24 protein-coding genes are annotated in these 26510 nt (G+C 46.3%); 10 read left to right on the top strand and 14 right to left on the bottom strand.

Features of this window, described 5'->3' with window-relative positions; genetic code table 11:
• Position 1: 1 nt before the first annotated feature.
• The 3 genes from acs to UNH61_RS28515 form a co-directional block, all read right to left on the bottom strand.
• Complete coding sequence (gene acs, locus UNH61_RS28525) at positions 2-1915, bottom strand: acetate--CoA ligase (RefSeq protein WP_326995409.1); 1914 nt, start codon at positions 1913-1915, stop codon at positions 2-4.
• 114 nt (positions 1916-2029) lie between these two features.
• A complete protein-coding gene (locus UNH61_RS28520; protein ID WP_326995408.1) occupies positions 2030-3175 on the bottom strand; it encodes a hypothetical protein in 1146 nt (381 codons plus the stop codon).
• A gap of 221 nt (positions 3176-3396) precedes the next feature.
• Positions 3397-3672: a hypothetical protein gene (locus tag UNH61_RS28515; protein WP_326995407.1), complete on the bottom strand. Its 276-nt coding sequence runs from the start codon at positions 3670-3672 to the stop codon at positions 3397-3399.
• Between the two features lie 481 nt (positions 3673-4153).
• Here UNH61_RS28515 and UNH61_RS28510 point away from each other — a divergent pair, with 481 nt between their 5' ends.
• A complete protein-coding gene (locus UNH61_RS28510) occupies positions 4154-4750 on the top strand; it encodes a helix-turn-helix transcriptional regulator (RefSeq protein ID WP_326995406.1) in 597 nt (198 codons plus the stop codon).
• Between the two features lie 143 nt (positions 4751-4893).
• Positions 4894-5433, top strand: a complete 540-nt coding sequence (locus UNH61_RS28505; protein ID WP_326995405.1) for a hypothetical protein — start codon at positions 4894-4896, stop codon at positions 5431-5433.
• 10 nt (positions 5434-5443) lie between these two features.
• On the opposite strand, the gene UNH61_RS28500 is transcribed toward UNH61_RS28505, so the two are convergent.
• Positions 5444-5986, bottom strand: a complete 543-nt coding sequence (locus tag UNH61_RS28500; protein WP_326995404.1) for a 5'(3')-deoxyribonucleotidase — start codon at positions 5984-5986, stop codon at positions 5444-5446.
• An 83-nt stretch (positions 5987-6069) separates the two neighbouring features.
• On the opposite strand from UNH61_RS28500, the gene UNH61_RS28495 reads away from it, so the two are divergent.
• Positions 6070-6816: a DeoR/GlpR family DNA-binding transcription regulator gene (locus tag UNH61_RS28495; protein ID WP_326995403.1), complete on the top strand. Its 747-nt coding sequence runs from the start codon at positions 6070-6072 to the stop codon at positions 6814-6816.
• Between the two features lie 48 nt (positions 6817-6864).
• Positions 6865-8019: an MFS transporter gene (locus tag UNH61_RS28490; RefSeq protein WP_326995402.1), complete on the top strand. Its 1155-nt coding sequence runs from the start codon at positions 6865-6867 to the stop codon at positions 8017-8019.
• Positions 8020-8039: 20 nt separating this feature from the next.
• Here the strand turns inward: UNH61_RS28490 and UNH61_RS28485 are convergent, their stop codons facing one another.
• From UNH61_RS28485 to UNH61_RS28470, 4 genes are all read right to left on the bottom strand, one after another.
• Positions 8040-8681 carry a hypothetical protein gene (locus tag UNH61_RS28485; RefSeq protein ID WP_326995401.1) on the bottom strand — a complete coding sequence of 214 codons (642 nt, stop codon included), beginning with the start codon at positions 8679-8681 and terminating at the stop codon, positions 8040-8042.
• Between the two features lie 4 nt (positions 8682-8685).
• Positions 8686-9612, bottom strand: coding sequence for a DUF692 family multinuclear iron-containing protein (locus UNH61_RS28480; RefSeq protein WP_326995400.1), 927 nt, complete (start codon positions 9610-9612; stop codon positions 8686-8688).
• A 55-nt stretch (positions 9613-9667) separates the two neighbouring features.
• On the bottom strand, positions 9668-9910 hold the full coding sequence (locus UNH61_RS28475) for a hypothetical protein (RefSeq protein WP_326995399.1): 243 nt from the start codon (positions 9908-9910) through the stop codon (positions 9668-9670).
• A 219-nt stretch (positions 9911-10129) separates the two neighbouring features.
• Complete coding sequence (locus tag UNH61_RS28470) at positions 10130-10789, bottom strand: hypothetical protein (protein ID WP_326995398.1); 660 nt, start codon at positions 10787-10789, stop codon at positions 10130-10132.
• A 202-nt stretch (positions 10790-10991) separates the two neighbouring features.
• On the opposite strand from UNH61_RS28470, the gene carB reads away from it, so the two are divergent.
• From carB to UNH61_RS28445, 5 genes are all read left to right on the top strand, one after another.
• Positions 10992-13808: a carbamoyl-phosphate synthase large subunit gene (carB, locus tag UNH61_RS28465; protein WP_326995397.1), complete on the top strand. Its 2817-nt coding sequence runs from the start codon at positions 10992-10994 to the stop codon at positions 13806-13808.
• A 490-nt stretch (positions 13809-14298) separates the two neighbouring features.
• The gene (locus UNH61_RS28460) at positions 14299-16413 is read left to right on the top strand and encodes a ComEC/Rec2 family competence protein (RefSeq protein WP_326995396.1); all 2115 of its coding nucleotides are present in this window, start codon (positions 14299-14301) and stop codon (positions 16411-16413) included.
• Positions 16414-16546: 133 nt separating this feature from the next.
• Positions 16547-18061: a bifunctional phosphoribosylaminoimidazolecarboxamide formyltransferase/IMP cyclohydrolase gene (gene purH, locus UNH61_RS28455; protein WP_326995395.1), complete on the top strand. Its 1515-nt coding sequence runs from the start codon at positions 16547-16549 to the stop codon at positions 18059-18061.
• 204 nt (positions 18062-18265) lie between these two features.
• On the top strand, positions 18266-18847 hold the full coding sequence (locus tag UNH61_RS28450; protein WP_326995394.1) for a sigma-70 family RNA polymerase sigma factor: 582 nt from the start codon (positions 18266-18268) through the stop codon (positions 18845-18847).
• A complete protein-coding gene (locus UNH61_RS28445; RefSeq protein WP_326995393.1) occupies positions 18840-20036 on the top strand; it encodes an energy transducer TonB in 1197 nt (398 codons plus the stop codon). The genes UNH61_RS28450 and UNH61_RS28445 overlap by 8 nt, the downstream gene beginning before the upstream one ends.
• Before the next feature lie 3 nt (positions 20037-20039).
• Here UNH61_RS28445 and UNH61_RS28440 read toward each other — a convergent pair whose 3' ends face one another.
• The 6 genes from UNH61_RS28440 to mutY form a co-directional block, all read right to left on the bottom strand.
• Positions 20040-21413 (bottom strand): LutB/LldF family L-lactate oxidation iron-sulfur protein, encoded by a 1374-nt coding sequence (locus tag UNH61_RS28440; protein WP_326995392.1) that lies wholly within the window; start codon positions 21411-21413, stop codon positions 20040-20042.
• Positions 21414-21517: 104 nt separating this feature from the next.
• Positions 21518-22090, bottom strand: coding sequence for a DUF3109 family protein (locus UNH61_RS28435; protein ID WP_326995391.1), 573 nt, complete (start codon positions 22088-22090; stop codon positions 21518-21520).
• 70 nt (positions 22091-22160) lie between these two features.
• A complete protein-coding gene (locus UNH61_RS28430; RefSeq protein WP_326995390.1) occupies positions 22161-22763 on the bottom strand; it encodes a hypothetical protein in 603 nt (200 codons plus the stop codon).
• 28 nt (positions 22764-22791) lie between these two features.
• Entirely contained in the window at positions 22792-24129 is a 1338-nt protein-coding gene (gene gldE / locus UNH61_RS28425) for a gliding motility-associated protein GldE (RefSeq protein ID WP_326995389.1), read from the bottom strand.
• 131 nt (positions 24130-24260) lie between these two features.
• Positions 24261-24719 (bottom strand): single-stranded DNA-binding protein, encoded by a 459-nt coding sequence (locus UNH61_RS28420; protein WP_326995388.1) that lies wholly within the window; start codon positions 24717-24719, stop codon positions 24261-24263.
• A gap of 196 nt (positions 24720-24915) precedes the next feature.
• Positions 24916-25989, bottom strand: coding sequence for an A/G-specific adenine glycosylase (mutY, locus tag UNH61_RS28415; protein WP_326995387.1), 1074 nt, complete (start codon positions 25987-25989; stop codon positions 24916-24918).
• A gap of 219 nt (positions 25990-26208) precedes the next feature.
• On the opposite strand from mutY, the gene UNH61_RS28410 reads away from it, so the two are divergent.
• On the top strand, positions 26209-26496 hold the full coding sequence (locus UNH61_RS28410) for an HU family DNA-binding protein (RefSeq protein WP_073084475.1): 288 nt from the start codon (positions 26209-26211) through the stop codon (positions 26494-26496).
• Positions 26497-26510 lie beyond the last annotated feature (14 nt).

Genomic DNA, 26510 nt, shown 5'->3' with positions numbered 1-26510 from the left:
TTTATAATCGTCCGGCTTTGATCTCTTCTACAACGGTAGGATCAAGTAATGTGGAAGTATCGCCCAGGTTGTCCAGTTCGTTTTCAGCGATCTTGCGGAGGATACGGCGCATGATCTTTCCGGATCTTGTTTTCGGCAGGCCGGAAACAATCTGTATCTTATCCGGTTTGGCGATAGGGCCAATGATGCGGCCTACTGTCTGCGCGATATCTTTCTTGGTCAGCTCCGGATCGTGGGTCAGTCGTTCCATGATCACGTAAGCGTATATACCCTGTCCTTTTATTTCGTGAGGATACCCAACTACTGCGCTTTCTACTACGCCGGCGTGCATGTTGATGGCGTTTTCCACTTCCGCGGTACCAATACGGTGACCACTAACGTTGAGCACATCATCTACACGACCAGTGATTTTATAATATCCGTCTTCATCCCGTAAGCAACCATCGCCGGTAAAGTAGAGGTTCTCGTAAGTGGTGAAGTAGGTTTTACGGAAGCGTTCGTGATCGCCATAAGTGCTGCGAAGCATACCTGGCCAGGGGAATTTGATGCAAAGGTTGCCGCTTACACCGTTTCCTTTCAGCTCCTTCCCATTTTCGTCGACGAGGATAGGCTGTACGCCGGGAAGTGGTAAAGTGGCATAGCCCGGTTTTTCTTTGGTGATACCGGCAATGGGAGTGATCATGATACCACCGGTTTCTGTTTGCCACCAGGTATCCACAATCGGGCATTTGCCTTTACCTATATTATCCTTGAACCAGTGCCAGGCTTCCTCATTGATTGGTTCGCCCACGCTGCCCAGTTTCCTGAGGGAGCTGAGATCCTTGTGATTCACCGGGCCAAGACCGTAGCTCATCAGGCTGCGAATAGCAGTAGGGGCGGTATACAGGATATTCACCCTGAACTTGTCAGTTATTTCCCAAAGCCTGCCGGCATCCGGATAAGTAGGTACCCCTTCGAACATCAGGGTGGTGGCGCCTGCACTGAGCGGACCGTAAACGATATAACTATGACCAGTGATCCAGCCAACATCAGCAGTACAGAAATATACTTCGCCTGGCTGATACTGGAAAGTATTTACAAATGTATAGTTGGCATAGACCATGTAACCGCCACAGGTATGTACAACCCCTTTAGGCTTGCCGGTAGAACCGGAAGTATAAAGGATAAACAGCAGATCTTCTGCATCCATTTCTTCAGCCGGACAAGGAGGGTTGCCCATTGTTTCTACCTGCTTGATTTCATCTTCCCACCATACATCCCTGCCTTTCAGCATACTGATAGGAGTACGGGTACGGGTACATACAATTACTTTTTTTACACTGGGGCAGGCCATCAGCGCATCATCCATAACAGATTTCAACGGGATGTCCTTAGCGCCGCGGAAAGCGCCGTCGCAAGTGATAACGAGGCTGCACTGAGCATCCTGTATTCTGTCTGCAATACTCTGTGCACTGAAACCTCCGAATACTACAGAGTGGATGGCGCCGATACGTGCACAGGCCAGTACGGCAATAGCCAGTTCAGGGATCATACCCATGTAAATACAAACCCGGTCGCCTTTCTTAACACCGTTATTCTTGAGCACATTTGCAAACTGGCAGACTTTATTATATAAGTCGCGGTAAGTAATAATGCGATGATGTTCTTCGGGGTCATTAGGCTCCCAGATGATAGCGGGCCTGTTGCCCAGGGTACCCAGGTGACGGTCGAGACAATTTTCTGTGATGTTCAGTTTCGCACCGGTGAACCATTTGATTTCCGGATCCTTGAAATTCCAGTCTAATACCTTATCCCATTTGCGGCGCCAGTAAAAATGGTCCGCAATATTGGCCCAGAAGCCCTCCGGGTCCATAACACTTTGTTGATAAGCCTGCTGATAGTCTTCTATACTCTTGATCTGGTATGGGTACGACATAGCACCGTAATTGTTTATTGGTTAAGTACAAGCATTTTTCCTAACGGGCTTTAAATTTAAGAAAAAACACCTGGCTTAGGTAGAAAAATTCTAAAAAAGCATCTTAAATCCGGATTATTTTCCAACATAGGAGTGCAGATACTTATAAATATCCGCTTCCTGTTTTTTGTTACGGTCTGCTATCTGCATAAAACGTTTATAGTACCGGGTGGCTTGTTCCTTGTTCTTAAGACTAACATCATATATCCTGCCGATGCTGTACTGGCGCAGGGGGGCACGGAAAAGATAATATGCAGTATCCAGGTTGGCGATAGCGGTTTTGTATTGTCGCAGCCCTTCGTAGTTGGTAGATTTTCCACAGTAATAGTCATCCAGGCTTTTAGAGGTGGCAAGGTCTATACAGGTCTGGAGTAATTCATTACTGACATCATAATTTTTCAATGCAGTATTGGAGAGCGCTGCATAGTACATCACTGCTTCTGATTGCAACTGGAATGATTGCAGAAATTCGTGGATACCTATACATTCTTTATATTTTTTAAGATTATACAATGCCGCTGCCACGATCGCGTAAGTATTGAGAGAAATTGATTTGAGCTCCATTAACTGGTTGCCCAGGGTGTCGCAGCGGGCATAGTCTTTCAGGTACCAGGCGGAGCGTACGGCTACCATAATAACAGAGGGCTGCAGGGAATCCGTTGCCAGGAAGGCCCGAACGACGCTGTCGGCCCGCTGATGTTCCGAGTGTTCCAGCAATGCTTCTCCGAGGCGGGCTACCACCTTGGGATCGGCGGGATTCAGCGCATAGGCCCGCTGGAGCCATACAAAACCGGAATCAGCCTGTTTCGCTGCATAAAACGCAAAGCTCAGTTGGCGGGTAACCGTGGCATTGCCCGGTTGCAGGCGTAGCAGCTGCAGGTAGTGAGGAATCGCCATGGTGGGAGCTTCCGTTTGTATGCTCAGAGCAGCCAGGTATTGGTGGGCTGTGATGATATTGCTGTCAAGCGCCACTACCTTCTCATAGGTAGTAATGGCTTCCCTGGCTTTGCCGGAGAGATAATAAGTATAAGCAAGCAGCTGCAACTGGCCGGGATCTTTTTCGTTGATCCGTGGCTGCAGATAACCAATTGCATTGTCGTATTGCTGATTCTGAAGGTATTCCATCACCTGTGAACGGTCTATCGCCTGCTGTGCCTGTATATGCAGGAAGAGCAGCAAAAAGATTACTGTGGCGGTCGCGCGGGTCATTAAACAGTACATAGCATCAGTTTTATAACCTTAAAACTAAGAATTTAGTTTTAAAAAGAAAAACTTAGTTGATAATGTATAGTTGAAAGAAGCTGATTAGTTGTTTGTGTGGAGATACAGAAAACTGCCGGGGAGATAATAGTAAAGCCTTGTTTCCCGGAGGAGCAAGGCTTTAGGAAGATGTTGTTGTGGAAAATATTTCTACAGACAGCGGATGAAAATAGAAAAGCAGCTTATCGGGCAGCTCTCTGGTATTTTTCCAGGTATATTTCGCCCTGTGCAAATACTTCATTCATAATCTCAATGATTTTCTGTTTTTCCGCATTACTGAGTGCTGGAATGACTTTTCCCTTCTCATTTGGATTCGGTTTGTCTCTTCCTCGCATTTTCCGGTAGAATGTAGGCGTACTCCAATTGCATTCTTCACATACCTTTTCTCTAAAAAGTACAGGTAAGCTGGACAGTTTGGTATGGATATCAAGCAACACATTAATAGCATCTTTACTCATAATGGAATAGTTTTTTCAGAATTATTGGATATGGTTAACAAATAAAATTGTGTCCTGTAGAAACATAATCATTACAACTTTTGATATCAGCAAATGTATTTATAAATATGCAATTTATAAGTATAAATTTTTACTTTTTATGAAAAAAATATTTTCGTTTATGATTGGCTGTAGTATTGTGTTTTAAGGGATATATTGATTTGTATGTGATGTTGTTTGCTGTAAAATAAGTGTGTAGAGAACACACGATGATAAGCATCTTCTTTTATTATGATTTTATTGTTATCAATTTGAATATTTGTTACTGCGTATAACCGTTTACGTTAGTTACCCAATCCCTTCTCTGTTTCTGCGCCTACTCTTGTATTATTTTCATTAAATTGACATTTTTATTTACAGAATGAACTATTAATTGTTTAAATTATACGGTAATACAACAGGGACGAGTCCTGTCTGTAGCATTATCATAAAAAAGTATAGGATGCAGACTAGCCTGATTCACATGGGACAGAGGTTGAAGCAGATACTGAAACAGAAGAAGATTAAAATTGTCGATTTCGCTGTCATGGCTGGTTTTACCAACCAGATTGCCCATTATCATTTACGGAAAAGTGACATGAAAAGAGCCACTATGGAGCGTTTTTGTGCACTGATAGGGATCACGCCCGACGAGTTCATGAGATGGAATACACTGCAGCCAGGCAATGGTAAAAGTATGCACCATGGTGAACGTCTTCAGAATATTATCGCGGAGAAAGGATTGAATAAGAGCAAGCTGGCAGGCCGTCTGGGAATGAGCAGAAGAACAATGTATAACCTGTTTGAGAAAACCAATTTTTCCCCGGATGAACTGGACCGGGTTGCAAAGGGACTGGACATGAGTACGGACCAATTCCTGAACCCGGGAACATTGCATGAAACCAGGAATACCGATAGCGAAGAAATGATGTTGCTGAGAGAGAAATATTATAAACAACTGGAAGAATATACGCAGCTGTTGAAGAGCCATGCTGCGCTGAAAGATGAACTGCTGCAGACCAGAAAGGAACTGGCAGCATGCCGTAAACAAAAGAATTAGAATGATTGGAAATTATTGTAATGATATCTGATAGCTGTTTAGCCGTGGATTTATTTAAAAATCTTTTTAAATAATGTTATATTGAGAATATAAAACTGTTACATTTGTATACACCCTGTTTTTTTAACCCAAACCCATGATACATGGCCGTTCCTTATTATGTACATGCCGGCGCCAGGCTAAGGCGCATATTGCGACAAAAGGAAATTATTATCCTGCACTACGCAAAGAAAGCGGAGCTTACCCCTCAGGGGTTGTATCGTTATTTTTCACAGCCCTCGATTAAAAGATCCAAGCTGGAAGTGCTGCTGGAGGCGATTCCTGTAACAATGGAAGAATTCTATCAATGGAATTCGCTCGACGGAAGCATATTACATCAGGGAGAACTGCTGCAACTGTATCTTGCACAAAACAAGATCACCACACAGCAACTGGCCAACAAGCTGGAACTGGACATCGAAGTGATATCCGACTGGCTGGATACTGCCCGTTTCAGTCACGAACAGCTACAGCTATTGCAGTCGAAATCAGGTATTGCACCTGCCTGGTTCACCGATCCGCAACAATTGAAGCAGGATGTTAACTGGGTGGAGGCCTACCTGGATAAATGCGCGGAAGCACAACAATATGCCCGCAGATTGCATGTCCTGGAGAAGAAATTGCAACTCCTGGAAACCAGGTAAGCCAGCGCGCTTATACAGCCGCTACTTTATTCACTGCAAAGTATTCAGCCACCTGCTCCCAGTTGTCCAGGCGCTTATAACCCGTGAGCGAGAAATTGTGAGGAGCAGTAAATAATAACGGAGTACCCTTTGCCAGGAAAGGAGCGAGGTTCTTTTCATGGTCGTCTATCATATAATCCGCCTCCACAATCGTTTTCGAACCACAAAACACTATATTCTTCCAGCTGATGAAAGGAAAGTGCTCGCCCAGCCATGCCTGTTTCTCCGCAAGAGATAAAGGAAATTCAGTAGCAGCAGATACCACAAATACTTCATGCTTTTCCATCAATGCCCTGATTACTTCCTGGCTGCCCGGCATCACCGGTATGCCCCTGAAAAAGCCCGGAGAATAAAGTAATTTCAGCGCAACCCCATCTGGCAACGCTTCTCCCTCAGGTATATCCCGGATGCTTTCAGGAGCTATCACCTGACCATACTCCTGCTCATAAATATCCAACAGATGTTGGGTGAGATCAGCCATTACATTGTCCATGTCAATTGCTATTCTTGCCATATTTTGCTGTTTTTTGCAAATTTATGCCATATTCTGCAAAATATCGCAAAATCTTTCATAATATTGCAGAAAATGGCAAATATATGCTGAAAGAGGAACGGCTGGATTACATTCTCCGGAAGTTGCAGACGGATCACAAGGTAACACAGGTAGAACTGAGCAACGACCTGCAGGTATCCGAAGATACGGTACGCAGGGATCTTGAATCACTGGCCCAAAACGGACAGCTGATCAAGGTAAGAGGCGGAGCTATACCGCATTCTCCCAACCCCTATTCCTTCAAGGAACGGATCCAGTATCATGAAGAAGATAAAAAATATATCGCGCAGAAGGCACTGGGATATCTTCAGAACGGACAAACCATTATCCTCGACGGGGGTACTTCTACACTGATGCTGGCCGCATTGTTCCCACCTAATCTGAATATCAGGGTTATTACCAACAGCGTTCCGGTAGTTGCACAGCTGGTGGAACATCCGCTGATAGAAGTGATCTTCACTGGTGGACTAATTGGTAAGGAATCGCGGACTGCCGTTGGTTTCGATACTATCAGGATGTTGGAGAAATTGCGCGCGGATATCTGTTTCCTGGGAGTTTGCAGTTTACACCCCACAGCAGGAGTGACCGGGCTTTGCCTGGAAGAATCTGATATCAAAACCGCTATGGTGGAAGCTGCCAATAGAACAATTGCGCTGGCAACCAGCGACAAAATGGGTACTGCAGAGCCATTCAAAATATGTAATATAACAGACCTGGATACTATTGTAACAGATAAACCAGATCTGCCCTCGCTGAAACAGTACGCCAATCTGGGCATACAGATAGTTTAGCACTCAGAAAGAGAATCAGGCATTTATTTTTATAATGAAATTGATCGAATGTTACAGGAATTATCAATGGTGATGGTCAACAAGCGGGCGACGCGTATTGCGGTAAGTGCGTTGTTTTTCCTCACCGGCTTATGTTTTTCCAGCTGGGCTTCACGTATACCCGATATCCAGCAGGCATTGAAACTGAACGACGCGGGCCTGGGTAGCGTATTGCTGGCGTTGCCTGTTGGCTCTATCATTTCTCTGCCTATTGCAGGAATACTGGTTTCCAAATTCAGCAGCAGACAGGTATTGCTGATTGCTGCAGTAGCTTATGCCGCCGTTTTGCCGGTACTCGGACTGGCCCAAACATCCTGGGAGCTGAGTATATTCCTGGTATTCTTCGGTTTCTGTGGTAACCTCGCCAATATAGCGGTGAATACGCAGGCGGTAGGAGTAGAGGCCATGTACGGGCGGTCTATCATGGCTTCCTTTCACGGGTTGTGGAGTGTGGCCGGATTCACCGGTGCGGCCTTCGGTACATGGATGACTGGTTTGCACCTTGCACCGGTATACCACTTCCTCATTATCACCGGCGTTGCCTGGACGCTGGTATTGGTTACCATGAATAAACTTGTGCCCAGGGTGCCTAACGAAAACAACGCGCCCTCCCTGTTCGGGAAACCTGACGTCTTCCTCTTCACGCTCGGCATTATTGCCATGTGCTCTATGATATGTGAGGGAACGATGTTCGACTGGAGTGGTGTATATTTCCGCAGAGTACTGCAGGTACGTGAAGGCTGGTCCGGATCCGGATACGCTGCATTTATGAGTACGATGGCTTCCGGCCGTTTTGTAGCAGATTACCTGACTACCAGGTTTGGCGTGAAGAAGATGTTGCTGATCAGCGGCACGCTCACCGCCATCGGCCTGATGGTAGCGGTGATCTTTCCTTATTTTCTGCCCGCTTCACTCGGATTCATGCTGGTGGGGGCAGGTGTATCCGCGGTGGTACCGCTGGTGTACAGTGCTGCCGGCAGAAGCACGATCATGCCACCGGGCATGGCACTGGCAACTGTATCTACTATCGGCTACCTGGGCTTCCTGTTCGGACCGCCGCTCATCGGATTTGTGGCACAGGCTACCAACCTCGGGGTGGCATTTACAATGATTGCAGTAATGGGCGCTGCCATCGCCATCATGTCTTCCAGAATAAAAGTATAAGAAACTGCTGGCGCCGGCTGCTATTCGCTGGCAGCTGGCAGCTTTTCTGCAAAGATCATCTCCTCACCACGATAATCAATCACCAGCCAGTAGGTACCTCTCGTTTCCTGCCCCGGCTGCTGCATTGCTGCCAGCGCGGTCAGCAACTTTTCCGGCGGATGAACGAAAGGCACCATTCTGACAAGTGGGTGTTCGGCTAATTCGCTGGTGTTGGCTGCCAGCAAAGATTCTTTAGGCAGGAATTTCAGCTCATTGATGGCCAGCTCCATCCGGATGATCTCTGCCAGATATGGGTTCTGTAATGTTCCTTCGTTTATTTTCTTCAACAGAAATTCTCCGAAAATATTGATCTCCCTTTTGAACTGAAGATCCGACCTGTTATCGATAGTCCAGAATTCTTCTGCCAATGGTATCAATGCTGCTCCCAACAAAAAACAGGTATAGGGAAGCATAGTATAAACCGGCGTGATCCTGTTGACACGATACAACGTGCAACTGACAGACATGCCATGTTGCATGACTACTGTCTGTAACCGGAATCGTTCCCTGGCCGTAAGATCATACGGGGCCAGCGTTTCCTCCGGATGATGCCGTAACTGCACACATAGCTGCGGTGAAGCAATCAGGTCTGTTAATGCCTGCTGAAATGATAACAACGACATATACTCAGGTATGATAAAGGTTCCAGGAGGTTTTTGCTCTGTTCAGTTCCCGCGTGATCCCTTCGAACTGCAGCAGGTGAAAATAAGATTCATGAAATTCGAAGGTGATGCCACACAAATTCGGTACTAACGGTAACGTATAATCGAGAAGCTCCCAAACTGCAGGTGGACAAGGGCCTGCGTGAGAATCGGTATACATACCACCAAGGTCATTACCCCCGGCGATATGTATTTCAACCACCTTGTTCAGCTCCAGTTGTGCAATAAAATTCCTGGGATCAAAGTGATGATTGACGGAATTGGTGTATACATTATGGATATCCAGCAGCAGCCCACAGGACGTATCATGTGAGAGCTCGTTCAGAAAACCGGTTTCACTGAGATCCTGTTCGGGGAGATCTATAAAATATACATTGTTCTCCACCAGGAAAGGCGTATCGATGACGCGGCGGATCGCATTGATCCTGCCACCAATCATGTCCAGTACCTCGTAATCGTAAGGAACCGGTACTGCCAGTCCTGCGTTATGTTCCTCGTGCTGGTCGTTATGGACTTTCACAAAAGAGAGGTGATCGCTATGCCATTTGAAATGATAACGTTCATGCCACTCCTTCATTTTATAAAGATATTCCTTATCGAAAACCCCGGCACTGCCGAGGGAATAAGAGATGTTGTGAGCTGTCAGCGGAAAGTGCGCCGCTAACCTGTTCAGTACTTTCATCCAGGATTCTATTTCTTCAAACCTCGGGAAATGGCGGCTGCCGCGGTCAGTCCAGAACATATCAGGAATAATTTCAACATAGTCGCAACTATCGGGGCAGCTATCCAGGTATAATTCCAGAGAAGGATTGTACAACAGCCCAACTCCCAGCTGTGGAATGGATTGTTGATAAAGATGCCCGGTTCCTGCAGGAGAAATAATGTGTGACATGATGAATGGATTTAATAGCCGCTTCCGGTAGATAGCCGGAAGCGGCAGTGCAACATTAACGATGAGCAGCGGCTACATCTTTGACAACAGCCATTTTGTCCAGATCTACGTTGATCACTTCTTCCAGTTTTTCCCTGATGTTGAAGTGAACGCCGGAAAGACAGGCCTGGCAGCCTCTCGGATTGATTTGCCTAATCACCATTGTTTGCAGTTTGCTCAGGTCTTCCAATTTAGTGCCTTTGGGAACGGCGAGATCTACATGGCCGTTTTCGCCTACATGAACTTCAGCTGTACGCATGACGTTTGTTTTTGGGGTGTTTGGATAATAATAAATATCAGGATCGGAATAATTCTCCCTGCCGCAGGCAGGGCTTGATATTTTCAGTGCCAGTCGTTTTGGGATAGCGCAATATCTGATGATTGCGGAGCGTAAAGTTAGGAGAATAAAATGAGATGAGGATAAGTATTTATACGCAATTCAGAGAAGGGAAATGTACGCTGGCAGACGTTCTCAGGCTTAGGAAGCATGATTAAGCCGCTGAACCAGCCAGGAACAGTCCGCCAGCATCTTTTCCAGTACAGCGTTGTTATTGAAGAGGCACTTTGTGCGTAGCCGCAGATTGAAGCGGGCAGTTTCCGCATCTTCCCAGTCTGTATCAATACGGGGTGAATGATTTACTGAAGGATGCTTCAGGAAAGAAAGACCCGGCATCAGTGCGGGTACAATAGAGGCTGGCCTGGCAATGGTAATGAACGCTGCATCAAATCCGGCATTACCAGTTAAAACGCGATGGGAATTAAAACGGGAGAGGAGCCTCCGTAACCGCGTGTTAGGTGATATTTTCAGCTGGTCGTGCCTTTCCGCCAACTCAAGGAGCAGGGTTGTTTCGGGATTGTAAATGTGTCCCGGGATCAGATCTGGTGTATCAAAAGGCAGTAGCACCCCGAGACCACGGGATCTGGACAGGTTAATATTCACGAAGGTTCTGTCATTTTTTGTATTCTCCCAGGTGAATATAAATTGTCCTCTGGTTTGCTGATATTCGAATCGGAAAGAGAATCGATAAACTGGCTGGTCATGGTCTCCTTCCACCATTAATGCCCGGCTGTTGAATCTGCGGACCAGGGTTTCCCAGGAGGAGGGATATGAATGCCTGAAGCGAGGTACAGTACTCATGCGATGCTTGTTGTTATAGGTAAATGGAATAAACCAGGTATGTAAATTTATTCGCGTCGGGGCACCTTTCAAAAAAATAACACCGAAAACAAAAATTTATTTCCAATAATAATTTTCAAATCACGTAGCTTTGCACGATTTTTTTGTTCCCTCGTACAACAGAAAAATCAATTTGGTTTTTCATTTTCAATAGATTATACAAATGCCAAAAGATTCATCTATCAAATCTGTGCTCATTATCGGTTCTGGACCTATTATTATTGGTCAGGCTTGCGAATTTGACTATTCCGGCTCCCAGGCAGCACGTTCGCTTCGGGAAGAAGGAATTAAAGTGATCCTTATTAATTCCAACCCGGCTACTATCATGACAGACCCAATGATGGCGGATAAGGTTTACCTGCTGCCGCTGACGGTGGAAAGCATTGAGCAGATCCTGGAGGAAAACCAGATAGATGCTGTGTTACCGACCATGGGAGGTCAGACTGCATTGAACCTCTGTAAAGAAGTGGATGAACTGGGGATTTGGGAAAAGTACAATGTGCGCCTGATCGGTGTGGATATTAAAGCGATCGATAAAGCGGAAGACCGTGAGCAGTTCCGTCAGTGGATGATTGAGCTGGGAGTACCGGTAGCACCGGCCAAGACAGCGAATTCCTTCCTGGAAGGTAAGGAGTTTGCACAAGAGATAGGTTTCCCGTTGGTGATTCGCCCATCGTTTACCCTCGGTGGTACCGGAGGCGGTTTCGTACACAGCAAAGACGAGCTGGACGAAGCCCTGGACCGTGGTTTGAAAGCATCTCCCATCCATGAAGTGCTGGTGGAAAAAGCGGTATTGGGATGGAAAGAATATGAACTGGAGTTGTTGAGAGATAAGAACAACAACGTGGTAATCATCTGTACGGTGGAAAACCTCGATCCGATGGGGATTCATACCGGTGATTCTATCACAGTGGCGCCTGCCATGACCCTGAGCGATACTGCTTTCCAGGACATGCGTAATAAAGCCATGATGATGATGCGTGACCTCGGGAACTTCGCCGGAGGCTGTAACGTTCAGTTCTCCCTGAATCCCGAAAATGAAGAGCTGATAGCTATTGAGATCAACCCGCGCGTAAGCCGTTCTTCTGCGCTGGCATCCAAAGCCACTGGTTACCCGATCGCGAAGATCGCTGCTAAACTGGCCATTGGCTACACCCTGGATGAACTGGAAAACCAGATCACCAGAACTACTTCTGCCTTCTTCGAACCTGCGCTGGACTACGTGATTGTAAAAATGCCACGCTGGAACTTCGATAAATTCAAAGGCGCCGACGATACCTTAGGACTGCAGATGAAATCTGTGGGTGAGGTAATGTCTATCGGCCGCACTTTCCCCGAAGCTCTGCAGAAAGCCTGTCAGAGCCTGGAGAACGATGCGCTGGGCCTGGGTTACTACGGCAAGTCGCTCATGAAAACAGAGCAGCTGGTCGAAAAGCTGAAACGTCCTACCTGGGATCGTATTTTCCGCATCAAAGATGCGCTGATGGCGGGTGTATCTGTAAAGCATATCCACCAGCTGACATATATAGACCGTTGGTTCCTGCACCAGATCCAGGATATCGTAAACCTGGAAAAACAATTGCTGGAGCATGAACTGAAAACGGTACCGGCAGATATGCTGAGAGATGCCAAGAAAATGGGCTTCTCCGATGCACAGCTGGCAGTATTGTTCGGTGATTGCGATGATGATGAAGTGTACGCCAAACGTAAGGAACTGGGCATCACCCGTACCTTCAAGATGGTGGACACCTGCAGTGCCGAGTTTGAAGCCAAGACGCCTTACTTCTATTCTACTTTCGATACAGAAAATGAGAGCAAGGTTTCCGACAGGAAGAAAATCATTGTACTGGGTTCCGGCCCGAACAGGATCGGTCAGGGTATTGAATTCGATTACTGCTGTACACATGGCCTGCAGGCGATCCAGGATTGCGGCTACGAAGCTATCATGGTAAACTGTAATCCTGAAACAGTATCCACCGATTTCGACATGGCAGATAAACTGTACTTCGAACCGGTGTTCTGGGAAAACCTCTGGGAAATCATCGAGCTGGAAAAACCAGCAGGCGTGATTGTACAGCTGGGAGGCCAAACTGCGCTGAAGCTGGCCAAACGCCTCGAAGCAAACGGTGTGAAGATCATAGGTACCTCGTTCGATAATATGGATATCGCGGAAGACCGTGGCCGTTTCTCCGATATGCTGAAAGAATTGAAGATTCCTTATCCTAAATACGGAACTGCCTACAATACCGACGACGCCATAGAAGTGGCCAAGGAAGTAGGTTATCCCGTACTGGTTCGCCCGTCTTATGTATTAGGTGGACAACGTATGAGGATCGTGATTAATGAAGAAGAGCTGGAAGAATCTGTACTCAGCCTGTTACGGCACCTGCCTGGTAACAAGATCCTGATCGATCACTTCCTGGATCGCTGCCAGGAGGCGGAGATCGATGGAATTTTTGATGGTACCGATTTCCATGTGATGGGCGTGATGGAGCACATTGAACCAGCTGGTATCCACAGTGGCGACAGCCATGCGTTGCTGCCGGCGTTTAATTTGTCGCCCATCGAAGTGACCACCATGGAGTATTATGCCGAGAAGATAGCCCGCGCACTGGATATCCGTGGATTGATCAACATCCAGTTTGCTATCAAAGACGGCAACGTTTACGTAATTGAGGCAAACCCGCGTGCTTCCCGGACGACACCGTTTATCGCGAAAGCTTACCAGGTACCTTACCTGAACATAGCAACAAAAGTGATGATAGGTGCTAACAAGCTGCAGGACTTTAAGATCGAGAAAAAGCTCACCGGTTTCGCTATCAAGGAACCTGTGTTCTCCTTCAATAAATTCCCGGGTGTAAACAAAGAGCTCGGACCTGAAATGAAATCAACCGGGGAGGCGATCCGCTTTATCAAAGATCTGCGTGATCCTTACTTCCGTCAGTTGTATAAAGAAAAGAGTATGTACCTGAGCAAGTAGCCTTCAGCTATTAGTCTTTAGTAAAAATGCAGAGGAGATTAACATTATTGTAGATGTTAATCTCCTCTGCATTTTTACTAAAGACTAATAGCTAAAGGCTAAAGACTAAAGACTGGTAAAATAAACAGAGCCTGATAAAAATCAGGCTCCTTCTTTTCCCTCAAAATAACCATTAAAGACACGACTATTGAATCTTGATACAATTCAAATAGCGTGACCGGTAATGCAGTTTACAAATAATATTATATTTAAAAGAGATGTTAACTAATCAATAACAGATGAATATATTTATAATTTTTAAACAAATGACTTTAAATATATTATAAAAATGATAAAATTGGTTGTTTATACTCATTTTAACATCTCTGAGCGAATTTTACCTAGAAATCATATATAGATATTATTGCCTGAGATTCACCGTTTTTAACAATTCTGAAACACTTTTATCAGGATGAAAAGCGAGGTTTGACTACCCAAAAGTTAACCCTTTATGCATTTTGAATCATCCGGTTTTGTTAACATGCACTGGAAACGGGCGCCATTCGTCAGGGTGGCCATCCCGCTGATGGCTGGTATCTGTTTACAGTCATACCTGTCCCTGTCTTTTACACTTATAATGATACTGATACTGTTTGCTGCCGGCGGTTTGTTACTGTGCCGGCAGTTACCGGTTCAGTGGAGATATGCCGCCATTCCGGTGAGGGGCCTGTTATTGCTGGTACTGGTAACGGCCTGCGGCTGCCTGTTGATATATAAAGCTGATCTCCGTCGTGAGCGTAGCTTCTGGGAAAAACAGGCTGCTGACAGCTCCTGGTTGTTGTTGGAGGTGAATGCTCCACCTGTGTTAAAGGAGCGGACATGCCGTGCAGTTGCAACTATCAATGCTGTTTGTAACAAGGGCCGCTGGATACCTGTTAAAGGCTATTTACAGCTTTATTTAACAAGGGAAGACTCCCTGCCGGATCTTGCCTATGGGCAACAGATCATCACCCGGAAAAAGCCTGTATTGATCAAAAATAATGGGAATCCGGGGGCATTTGATTACCAGCAGTATTGTGCCGGCCAGCAGATCTATCAGCAGCTGCACCTGGTTCACAGGGATTATTATTTATTGCCGCAGGAAGGAGGTAACCCAATAGACCGGTGGCTGATCAGCGCCAGGGATTATTGCCTGGGGAGCCTGAAAGTTTTCATAGGGAAGGGGCCGGAATCGGGCATGGCGGAAGCTTTGCTGATTGGCTACCGGCAGGATCTCGACAAAGACGTGGTGCAGAGTTATGGCAATACGGGTATTGTGCACATCATTGCCATTTCGGGTATGCACCTGGCATTGCTTTACAGTACGCTGTTGTGGATGTTAAAATGGCTGCCGGCAGGGCGGTGGGCTAATTTCACCAAAGCGATACTGGTTTTGGGGGTACTCTGGGGATTTGCACTGCTCACCGGCGCTTCGGCTTCCGTGCTTCGTTCGGCTGTTATGTTTACCGGTATTACTACCGGACGTTTGATATTGGAAAGGTATAGCAGTACTTATAATACGCTGGCGGCATCGGCGGTATTGCTGCTTTGGTTCAATCCTTACCTGATCACGGATGCGGGGTTCCAGCTGTCTTATCTCGCAGTGCTTGGAATACTGCTTTTCTACCAACCGTTGTACCGGTGCTGGCAGCCGGAGCGAAAATGGGTGGACCTGTTATGGCAGATGGTCGCTTTATCGCTGGCTGCACAGCTGGTCACCACACCGGTGAGCCTGTTCTATTTTCACCAGTTCCCGGTTTACTTTCTGCCGGCCAACCTGGTGGCTGTACCTCTGTCAACGGTAGCGATCTATGGAGAGATCCTGTTATTACTGGTGGCGCCGCTTGGTATGTTCGCCTCCTGGGTGGGGAAGGGATTGCAGCTCCTCATCATGATAATGAATAGCAGCGTAAAATGGCTTGGCGACCTGCCGGGAGCGCTGATAAAGGATATTCATTGCTCATTGTCGCAGGCCGCCCTGTTGTATTTGTTCATTACAGGGGCCGCCCTGTTGTTCATGATCAGGTGGAGACCCGGTTTGTGGCTGGTTTTAATTAGTTGCTGGGGATACCTTGTGTTACGGGCAGGGTGGGAGACCCGCTGCCGGCAGCAGCGGCTGATGGTTATATATAACGTGACCGGATATACGGCAATAGACTGTATCAACGGGCGGAAGGCCCGGTTCACCGGGCAGGACACCATTTTCCGGCAGGCAGCCGGGGCGCAGATTGTGGCAACGCGGCAGTACCTGGGTGTGGAGCCGGGTGCGGTGATGGGATTTAATCAGTACGGCCGGTACATCAGCTTTTGGGGAAAACAGCTGGTGATCATAGACAGTATACTTCCCACCGGCCGTATGAGCAGCAGGTTCCGGGTTGATTATGTCTTCCTGAACAATAATCCGCATGTAAATATCCCTGCAATTATGACCTGTTACGACAGCCATTGTATAGTGGCTGGTGCTGCTAACTCCCGGAAAAGGATACAGCAATGGAAAGAAGAATGCCATGCCGCGGGAATTAATTTTTATTCTATACCCGAACAGGGTGCATTGGTAGTGAGATGCAGGCCTGCAGGCCCGGAATAGTGACATGAAGTTTTGAAACGATGGTAGTATAGTGGGATACAGGAATGGAAAAATGATGTTTACGTGTTAACTTTGCGCTTCTTTCGGTTCCGGATCAGGAATCTATGTTAATAATTTCTAATGTTTTCCGTTCATGCAAAAGCAAATTAAATCAGCGCTCATCTCCGTTTTCTATAAAGATAACCTGGAGGGCATTGTAAAGAAATTGGGCGAACAAGGTGTGACTATCTATTCTACCGGCGGTACGCAAAAATTTATTGAAGAACAGGGCGTATCCTGTGTGGCAGTAGAAGATCTTACTGCATATCCTTCTATCCTGGGTGGCCGTGTTAAAACGCTGCACCCTAAAGTATTTGGGGGGATATTGGCCCGCCGTGAAAATCCGCAGGATCTGGAACAGCTGAAGCAGTATGAGATACCTGAGATTGACCTGGTGATAGTAGACCTTTATCCGTTTGAAGAAACTGTGAAAAGCACCAGCGAAGAGCAGGCTATCATCGAAAAAATTGACATAGGGGGAGTTTCTCTGATCCGTGCTGCAGGTAAGAACTACAAGGATGTAGTGATTGTGGCTTCTAAAGATCAGTATGCAGACCTGGAAAAGGTGCTGACCGACAATAAGGGAGCTACTTCTATCGAAGAGCGCAGAAGCTTTGCAGCAAAAGCATTTGAAGTTTGTGCACACTACGATGTAGCTATTTCACAATATTTCCTGAACAACGAGCCTGGTGCTGATTTCCAGCTTTCCATCCCACAGGGTCAGGTGAACCGTTATGGTGAAAACCCGCACCAGCGTGGGATCTTCTACGGTAACCTCGAAGAAGTTTTCAATAAATTACATGGTAAGGAACTGTCGTTCAACAACCTGGTAGACGTAGACGCTGCCTGCCAGCTGATCCAGGAGTTTGAAGCTACTACCTTTGCTGTTATCAAGCATACCAACGTTTGCGGAATCGCTTCCCGTACCACACTCAAAGAAGCCTGGGAAGCTGCGCTCGCAGGAGATAAGGAAAGTGCCTTCGGCGGAGTGTTGGTTACCAACAAGCCGATTGATAAAGCAACTGCAGAATCCATCAGTGAAATATTCTTCGAAATCCTGATCGCGCCTGCATTTGATGCAGATGCCCTCGTTGTACTGCAAGCTAAAAAGAACCGCATTCTGCTCGAACAAAAGCAGCCGGTTAAGAGTAAGTATATGTTCAAGAATGTGCTGAATGGCGTATTGCTGCAGGATAGTGATAATGGCAACTATAATGAGTGGAATGAAGTAGGAGCCCGTTCTTCAACAAGTGCAGAAAGGTCTGATCTGGAGTTTGCTAATATTGTCTGCAAGCACCTGAAATCAAACGCGATCGCACTGGTGAAAGACAAACAGCTGATTGGTAAGGGATGCGGACAAACTTCCAGGATCGATGCACTCCGCCATGCAATTGAAAAAGCAGGCCAGTTCAATTTTGATCTGAAGGGTGCTGTAATGGCATCCGATGCGTTCTTTCCGTTCAATGATTGTGTGAGCATCGCGCATGAACACGGCATCAATGCGGTTATTCAGCCAGGAGGTTCTGTACGGGATAACGATTCTATAGAATTCTGTAAAACGCATGATATGGTCATGGTAATGACCGGTATGAGGCATTTCAGGCACTAATAGTTGCTGACTAACTCATTATTTAAACAGGCAGCGGTTGTAACGGATGGGTCAATGCGGCAGTTACGCATCATTCGTTACAACCGCTTTGTTTTGTCGTCTTTTCAGTTTTTTGATATTCAAAAAAAAGCAATACTATTGTTGTGCTGTAAATCAATATAGTTCCGTAGTTAAAGGTTAAAATCCAATAGCTGACAGCTGTTTATGTCGTTCATTCGCCAAAATATCATGCAGGATGCAGATGATGCCTATTTGATCGGGGAGTACAAATCCACCGGCAAACTGGACTTTCTGGCCGCCTTATACCAGCGTTATATGAGCCTGGTGTATGGGGTATGCCTGAAGTATTTTGATGAAGAAGCCAGCAAGGATGCCGTTATGCAGATATTTGAAGAACTGATCGGTAAAGTGAAGCAGCATGAGGTGCAGAACTTCAAAAGCTGGCTGCATGTACTGACCCGTAACCACTGTTTGATGAAGTTGCGGGCGATGAAAAACAAGGAATCCCGGCAGGTATCTATAGATGATCATCCCATTGTGGAAAACGGGGAAACCGGGCATCATGAAAATGGAATGTCACTGGAGGATAACCTGCAGAGCATGGAAAAATGCCTGGAAACTTTACCGGAGGAACAAAAGCGCAGCGTGGACCTGTTTTATTTACAGGAAAAAAGCTACCGGGAAGTGAGTGTTATTACAGGATATGAGATGAATAAGGTGAAAAGCTATATCCAGAACGGAAAGCGTAACCTGAAAATATGTATGGAGCAACAACAACATGCCTGACAAACGGCCACATATAAAACCAGAAGAGCTTGCCAGCCTCATCCGTCAATATCTGGCGGGGGAGCTGGACGATAAAGCTATGCATGCCCTGGAGCACCAGGCCCTGGACGATCCGTTCCTGGCTGATGCACTGGATGGGTATGCTATGCATAGTCCGGACCAGCAGGCCCATCAGGAAGATCTTGCCGGAAGGCTGGCTGCCAGAATAGCTCCTGTCAGAGGGCGTGTGCGTGCACTGTATTATCGCTGGGCGGCTGTTGCTGCTATTCTGTTACTGATGGTTTCTGCGGGCTGGTATTTGTGGCGTGAACAACAGGTGGCGCCTCCCATTGCCAGTGTTAAATCTCCGGCTGCTCCGGCAGCTGATTCCGGCGTACCTGCAGCTGCAGATACTGCTGCTATGCTGGCTAATGTAGAGAAATCCGCAAAGGAAGATGCTGTACCTGAGCCGCCGATGTTAGCAAAGGCAAAGGAAATGAAGCCGCGGGCGAAGGGTGTGCCATCTGCCGCACCAGTGGTTAGTTCTCCTGCAGCTGAGGCCGCAGGCGCTGAAGTGTCGGCCTATACAAAGGACGACGATTCTGCCGGAAAGCTCATTGCACAGGGTACTCCCGGAGCTTCAGCATTAACGCCGGCAGCACGGGATAATAACAGGGCATTCATGGCGCAGCATAATGTTGATAGTAAGGTGTTGGAACCGAAGCCCAGAACACCTGGCGACTCAGCAAGTTCAGCATTGAACGAAGTGGTGGTGGTAGGTATGGGAGCTAAAAAGAAGCAGAACATGACGGGCAGTGTGGTAATTCGGGGGCTTAATGCCAATACGGATTCTGGTCAGTTAGAAAGATCATTGTCCGGAAGAGTTGCCGGTGTGCAAATAGAATCTGATGCTGAGAATCCCGGGTATCAGGCGCCGGAACCGGTTATAGGATGGACCGCCTTTGAAAATTATCTCCATACCAAAACAGTTAATCCCGACGATAAGTATAGAGGTATAGTACGTGTAGCCTTTACCGTGATGCCAGACGGAACTTTGCAGAACTTCAAGATCCTTCGCAGCCTGAACGAAATTTGCGATGCAGAGGCAATAAGAGTAATTAAAGAGGGGCCGAAATGGAGCGCAGCGTCAGACAGGAAACCTGCCAGGGTAAAAGTTAAAGTACCATTCAGAGGCCGGCAGGCGGAATGATAATTATTTCCGCTCTTTCCACAGCTGATTAAAAGACTTAGGCGCAAACACCGGTAGTTCACGATTATCGCCCCAGGTTTTAGCAAAAAATTTCCGCAGCATAAAATTCTTTGTCTTGCCACTGGCCATATTCATCATTTTGCGGCTGTTGCAGCCCTGTTTCCACAGGTACCATGCAAATTTTTCCCCACCGGATGTATAGTTTTCTTCTACCGCTTTCTGCCTGTTGTGCAGGAGTAGTTCATGCAGATTGATGCGCACAGGGCATACTTCTGTACAATTACCGCAGAGAGAGGAGGCAAAACTAAGGTGCATGTAGGAGTCCATTCCTTTCAGGTGCGGAGTAATAACAGAGCCGATAGGGCCGCTGTAGGTGGCCGCATAAGTATGCCCGCCGATGTTCTTATAAACCGGGCAGGCGTTCAGGCAGGAACCACAGCGGATACAATAGAGGCTTTCCCTTGCCACGGTGTCCTGTAAGATGTTACTACGGCCATTGTCCATCAATATAACATACATTTCTTCCGGGCCATCAGTTTCTCCTTCCTGGCGGGGCCCACTGAAGATACTGTTATAGGCAGTTATCTGCTGGCCGGTGCCATAGGTAGCCAGTAAGGGCCAAAACAGACCCAGGTCGGTGATGGAAGGAATTACTTTCTCTATTCCCACCAAAACAATATGAGTTTTGGGAAAGGCAGTAGTAAGTCTGGCGTTACCTTCATTCTCAGTGACAGCAATGGAGCCGGTATCTGCAATAATAAAGTTGGCGCCTGTGATGCCTATCTCTGCCTCCAGGTATTTATGACGGAGCTTTTCACGCGCTACGAGGGTAAGCTGTTCGGGTGTCAGGCCGGGATCAGTTCCCAGCTTTTCGGCAAACAAACGGGCCACATCTTCCTTGCTTTTGTGCATGGCAGGGGTTACGATATGATAAGGTGGCTCGCCATCGAGCTGCTGGATATACTCACCGAGGTCGGTTTCCACGCATTCGATGCCATTGGCTTCCATGAAGGCATTCAGATGCACTTCTTCGGTGGCCATGGATTTACTTTTGACAATGCTCTTGCATTGTTTGGCCTGGCAAATGGCCAGTATTTCCTGTTGTACCTGTTCTGCAGTTTCGGCCCAGATCACTTTGCCTCCGCGGCGGGTAAAGTTCTGTTCAAATTCTTCGAGGTGATTGTCGAGATGCTCAATAGCCCTCCACTTGATATTCTTCGCACGTTCTCTGGCACCGGGCAGATCCGCAAACTGTTGTTTACCCACCTTTACGGCGGAATTATATCTGCTGATATTAAAATTAATCGTCTGACGGTGATTCAGATCGGATGCTTTTTTTTCACTTTCTTCGAGAAAAGTGGACGCGAGTTGATGCATAAGCAACAAGGTTTTACGGAAATTACGAATTACGAATCAGGAATTGCGAAATAACCGGGAGATAGTAGTGAAGCTGGTCTTCAGGTTATTTCGTAATTCGTATTTCATAATTCGTAATTCTTTTTTGCTATTTTATCCAGCACTTCATAAAATTCCGTGCCGTATTTTCTAATGAGGGCGTCTTTTAAGAAACGATAGACGGGCACTTTCAGCGATTTCCCGTTTTTACATGCGGGTTTGCAGATGTCCCAGCGGTCGTAGTTTACCGCCTCAAAAGATTCATATTTTTTTACACGGATGGGATAGAGATGACAGGAGATGGGCTTTTTAAAGTCCACCACACCATCGTTAAACGCTTTTTCTATGCCACAGCCTACTATGCCGTGTTCATCGATGGTAGCGTAGGCACAGATGCCTTTATTCACGATGGGGGTTACGTAGCCATATTCGTCGTCGGTGGTATTGGTGCCGGTGCGTTCAATTTCCTGTATGCCTTCTTCCCGCAGATAAGATTTGATTTTCGGGTAGATCTTTTTCAGGGTCTTGATTTCGGTTTTATCCAGCGGGGCGCCGCAATCACCTGCAACACAGCAGGCTCCTTTACATGCCGACAGATTGCATACGAACTGCTCTTCTACAACTTCGTCACTAATGTATTTATCGTCAATAATAATCATCTGAGAATGCTCTGGGGCCTGAGATTATGTACAGGCCATCTTTAGCATACAAAGTTACAGTATAAACTGCTTATCTCCATCGTAGGGTTTCTACAAGGTGCCACATATCCTGCTCCAGGAACTTATGTACCGGGGCAAGGGAGTCGGCATTGGGGGTAGCATCGAAGTAAAGGGCTCCCCGGAGAAAATGTTTTACGGAGTCGGTGGCGAAGAATTGCTTGGCAGAAGCAGCGTTCCCGCCTACCTCATAGAAGGTACCGCTGACATGATTGGGTGTCCGGATGACGTTTTCGTCGATGTACTCTGCTTTATAAGTGTGTTTATAAGTCATTTTAAAAGCGTCGTCCGCCAGTTTCCGGAAGGAATTGTTGCCGGGGCCGATGATCTTATAGCTCATGTAGATCTTTCCGTTAAGGGTAGGAAAGTCGACATTGATCCAGTACGGGTTTTCGGGGGCTTCCCCAAAGAAAGAGGTATCCTTAATGATATTTGCGTACGCTGGGTATTCAAAGGTGTAAGGATAACCGGGCATATCAAAAGTACGGTACTTCCTTTCCGGGAATTTTATCTGGAAATAGCCTCTGGGCCTGGGCGTAGGAGTATTTTCACATGCAGTGAAAAAGAATAGCAGCAATGAAATTATGGCAAGGGTTTGTCCTTTTACAACTGGCATTTTTCGAGTATTTAGCAGGCAGCTATACTTATTCAGCGGCGTCCGGCCTGATGGTGACCTGTACTTTCTGGATACGCATTTTGTTTACTTCAAGTACAGTAAAATCATAGTTATTATAGTTAATAACGCTGTTTTCTTCCGGAAATTTTCCGGCCAGTTCCAGGATCAGACCACCGAGTGAATCGCTTTCGCCTTTTACCTGCTCGAAGGTTTCGGGAGGGACGTTCATGATGCGGCAAACATCGTTCAGCATGGTTTTGCCTTCAAAAACATAAGTGAAGTTATCTACTTTATTATAGTTAAATTCTTCTTCATCGAATTCATCTTTGATATCGCCGATTACTTCTTCCATGATATCTTCCAGGGTAACAATCCCGGAGGTACCACCGAATTCGTCGACTACTACGGCGAAATGCATGCGTCTGCTTTGGAATTCAGACAGCAGGTCTTCGATCAGTTTGTGCCCATGTACAAAGAAGGGCTGGCGCATTACCTCGTGCCAGTCGAACGTATTACTTTTATCGAGGTGAGGGAGCAGGTCTTTGGTATGAATGACCCCCACGATGTTGTCGAGATTATCTTTATAAACAGGCAGGCGGGAGTAGTGAAGGTCTGCCACCTGTTTGATGATATTGTTGAAAGAGCTGTCGTATTCCACCCCGTTTACATCGAGGCGGCCGCGCATAATCTGTTTTACGGTGATGTTGCCGAATTTGAGAATGCCTTTCAGGATATTTTTTTCTTCCTGGGAGGCGGCGGGGTCTACGCTCATTTCGATGGCTTCATCAATTTCCTGGTAGTTAACCGGGCCGCTGCCACGATGGAATAGCCGGGCTTCAATGCTGCCGCTGAGGCCAACGAAGAAGTCGCTGATGGGTTCCAGGGTAGCGTGAATGATGCTGACGAACCAGGCGAAATAGGTAGCGAAACGGATGTTGTTCTGGGCAGCCCATACACGGGGCAGGATCTGGCCGAAGAACAGGAGAATAAGGCAGATAGCGGAGATGCGTACCATCAGCGAAATGACAGGCAGGGTTTGCAGGTCTTCCATCTGGGTAACCAGATAGTTCGTGATCATGATGAATGCGATCATCAGCAGGATACCGGCGATCTGGAGGGATGCCAGCAGTGATTTGGGCTTTTCCAGCAGCTTGGTGATGAGCTTACCGGAGGCGTTTTGCCGGGTTTTAAGCACATTCAGATCCTTATGATTTAAGGAAAAGAAGGCTACTTCTGCCCCCGAAACAATGAATGTAAGTAGCAGTATAATAAAGATAACAAGCGTAAATACCACCACATTAGGGGTGCCGATAGGAGCGCTGGCTTGTAAAACAAAGGATACGTTGCTTGCCGGAATGATACCCAAGATGTTCAACTTTGATGTAAAACAAAAATAAGGGGAAAGTAATTCATGGAATTGCTTTCCCTGCACGCAAATATAATGTAATGTCCCTATACGGGATTACGTACAATCAAAACTTAATATTTTTTTGCAATCTAAAACGGCAGATCGTCTGCAGGTTCGTTCAGAGAAGGGGGGAGGTCCAATCCCGAAAAATTTTCCCCACTACCTGTTCCAGCACTGCTATGGTGGGGTACGGGGTGATCTTGGTTGTTCAGGTCCATGCGTTTATCCAGCATAACCAGGTTATCTCCTACAACTTCAGTGGCAAATTTCTTATTGCCTTCCTTATCTTCCCAGCTGCGGGTGCGCAAACGTCCTTCGATATAAACAAGACTGCCTTTGTGCAGGTATTTCTGAGCCAATTCGGCCAGCCCCCGCCATAGTACCACCGTATGCCACTCTGTCTGTGAAATGAGCTTGCCTGCTCTGTCCTTAAATGTTTCTGTTGTAGCCAGCGAAAATTTAGCTACTGCAATATTTCCTTCCAGGAACTGTACATCCGGATCTCTTCCCAAATTGCCAATCAGGATTACTTTATTAACACCTCTCATAGTTGTAGGTTTTTTAGTCTATTGTTAAAAAGTTCTTCTTTTAATAAATAAACAACCTTCTTAAAGTTAAGGTTTTTTTCCAATCGATAGGGAAAAATTTCTTACTGGCAGCAGGTTAAGCCGGATTTTCATTTTAGCAATTGATCTTAAACAGTGTCTGTATCCAATGTATATTTTTTATTCCTATGTGTTCTGGTCAGAATAATTGCAGCTTGTTGCTTTCCAGAAATGTAGTGATTGTTTTAGGAAACGCGTAGCTGTCGAGTTTTTCAAGCGGCACCTGTATATAGCCGGAGAGCTGTGGTGGCTGTTTAACCGACAGGGTAATGAATTGGCTGTGAATAGTCTGATGGGTGAGTTGTTGTTTAAAGGGCGCTGAAATTTTTTCTATTTCGAAAGGAATACTACCGAATAATTCTTTGAGTACAGCAGAATCCTGAAGGGTGGTCATATCAGCCGGGGCAGTAGTTTCGATCAGTACAAATTCATGCAGGTTCTGCCAGATATCATTGCCTGTTCTTTTGCGGATGAAGGTGTTGTTTTTATGGTGGACGATGAAATAATTGAAATATCTTTTTTTAATCTGTAGTTTTTTGGTTTTTACCGGAAGCAATGTAACCAGTTGCTGATGATAAGCCGTACATTTTTTCTGCAGCGGGCATTCATCGCAGAGTGGCAGCTGTGGCTTACATACTATGGCGCCGAAGTCCATAATACTTTGGTTGTATTCTGCGGAGCGACCGGCTGGCAGCAATTCTCCGGCGAGTTTGTCGAACTGTTTCCTGCCGGCGGTACTGTCGATCGGTGTATCGATACCAAAGAAGCGGGAGAGTACCCTGAAAACGTTGCCATCCAGTACTGCATGGGGCAGGTTAAAGGCGAACGATGCAATAGCGGCGGCGGTGTAAGGTCCGATGCCTTTCAATGCTTTGATCTGTTCGTACTGGTCGGGAAATTTACCGTTATAGTCATTGGCGATTGTTCGGGCGGCGGCGAGCATATTCTTGCAGCGGGCATAATATCCGAGTCCCTGCCAGAGGCGGAAAACGGCTTCGTCCGGGGCAGCGGCCAGTTTTTTCACGGTAGGATAATTTTCTATAAAGCGTTCATAGTAAGGCCAGCCCTGTTCTACGCGGGTTTGTTGAAGAATGATTTCAGACAGCCATATACGGTACGGATCTTTTTCATTTTTCCAGGGCATCTGCCTGGTATTGGTGTCCTGGTTCCACTCCAGTAATTTTTCGGTAAAAAAAAGTCGGGGTGACGTCATTTATATATTATTTTAATAAAATTATTTAGTATATTGATATGGCAAATGCTGTAGAAAACCCTTAAGGAACAACAGAATACCCCTTTCCGGGCCTGCAAATAAATATAAATTATCGCCAATACCAGTTATAAGAAAAAATGATAAAATTTATTTGCTTAAAATTCAGCAATTAGAATTTTTAAATTAACTTTGAGAGTAAAGTAATCCTCTCGCTTTCATATGAGAAAAGCTGATTTAATAAACAACATTGCTGAAAAAACCGGCATCCCTAAAGTTGATGTGCTAGTCACACTTGAGGCCATGTTCAAGGAGGTGAAAGAAGCACTGGCAAACGGAGAACATATTTATATCCGTGGCTTTGGAAGTTTCATAACCAAGAAAAGGGCTGCCAAGATTGGACGAAACATCAAGAAGAACGTAGCTGTGGAGATTCCTGAGCATTTTATTCCGGCGTTCAAACCTTCGAAAGAATTTGTAGCTGAGGTAAAGAAGCTCAAAAGTTCTTAATTTTGCTGCCTAAT

The sequence above is a fragment of the Chitinophaga sp. 180180018-3 genome, assembly GCF_037893185.1.
Classification (GTDB): Bacteria; Bacteroidota; Bacteroidia; order Chitinophagales; family Chitinophagaceae; genus Chitinophaga.
The sequence above is the reverse complement of the archived record's forward strand: the minus strand, read 5'-3'. Positions and strand labels throughout refer to the sequence as shown.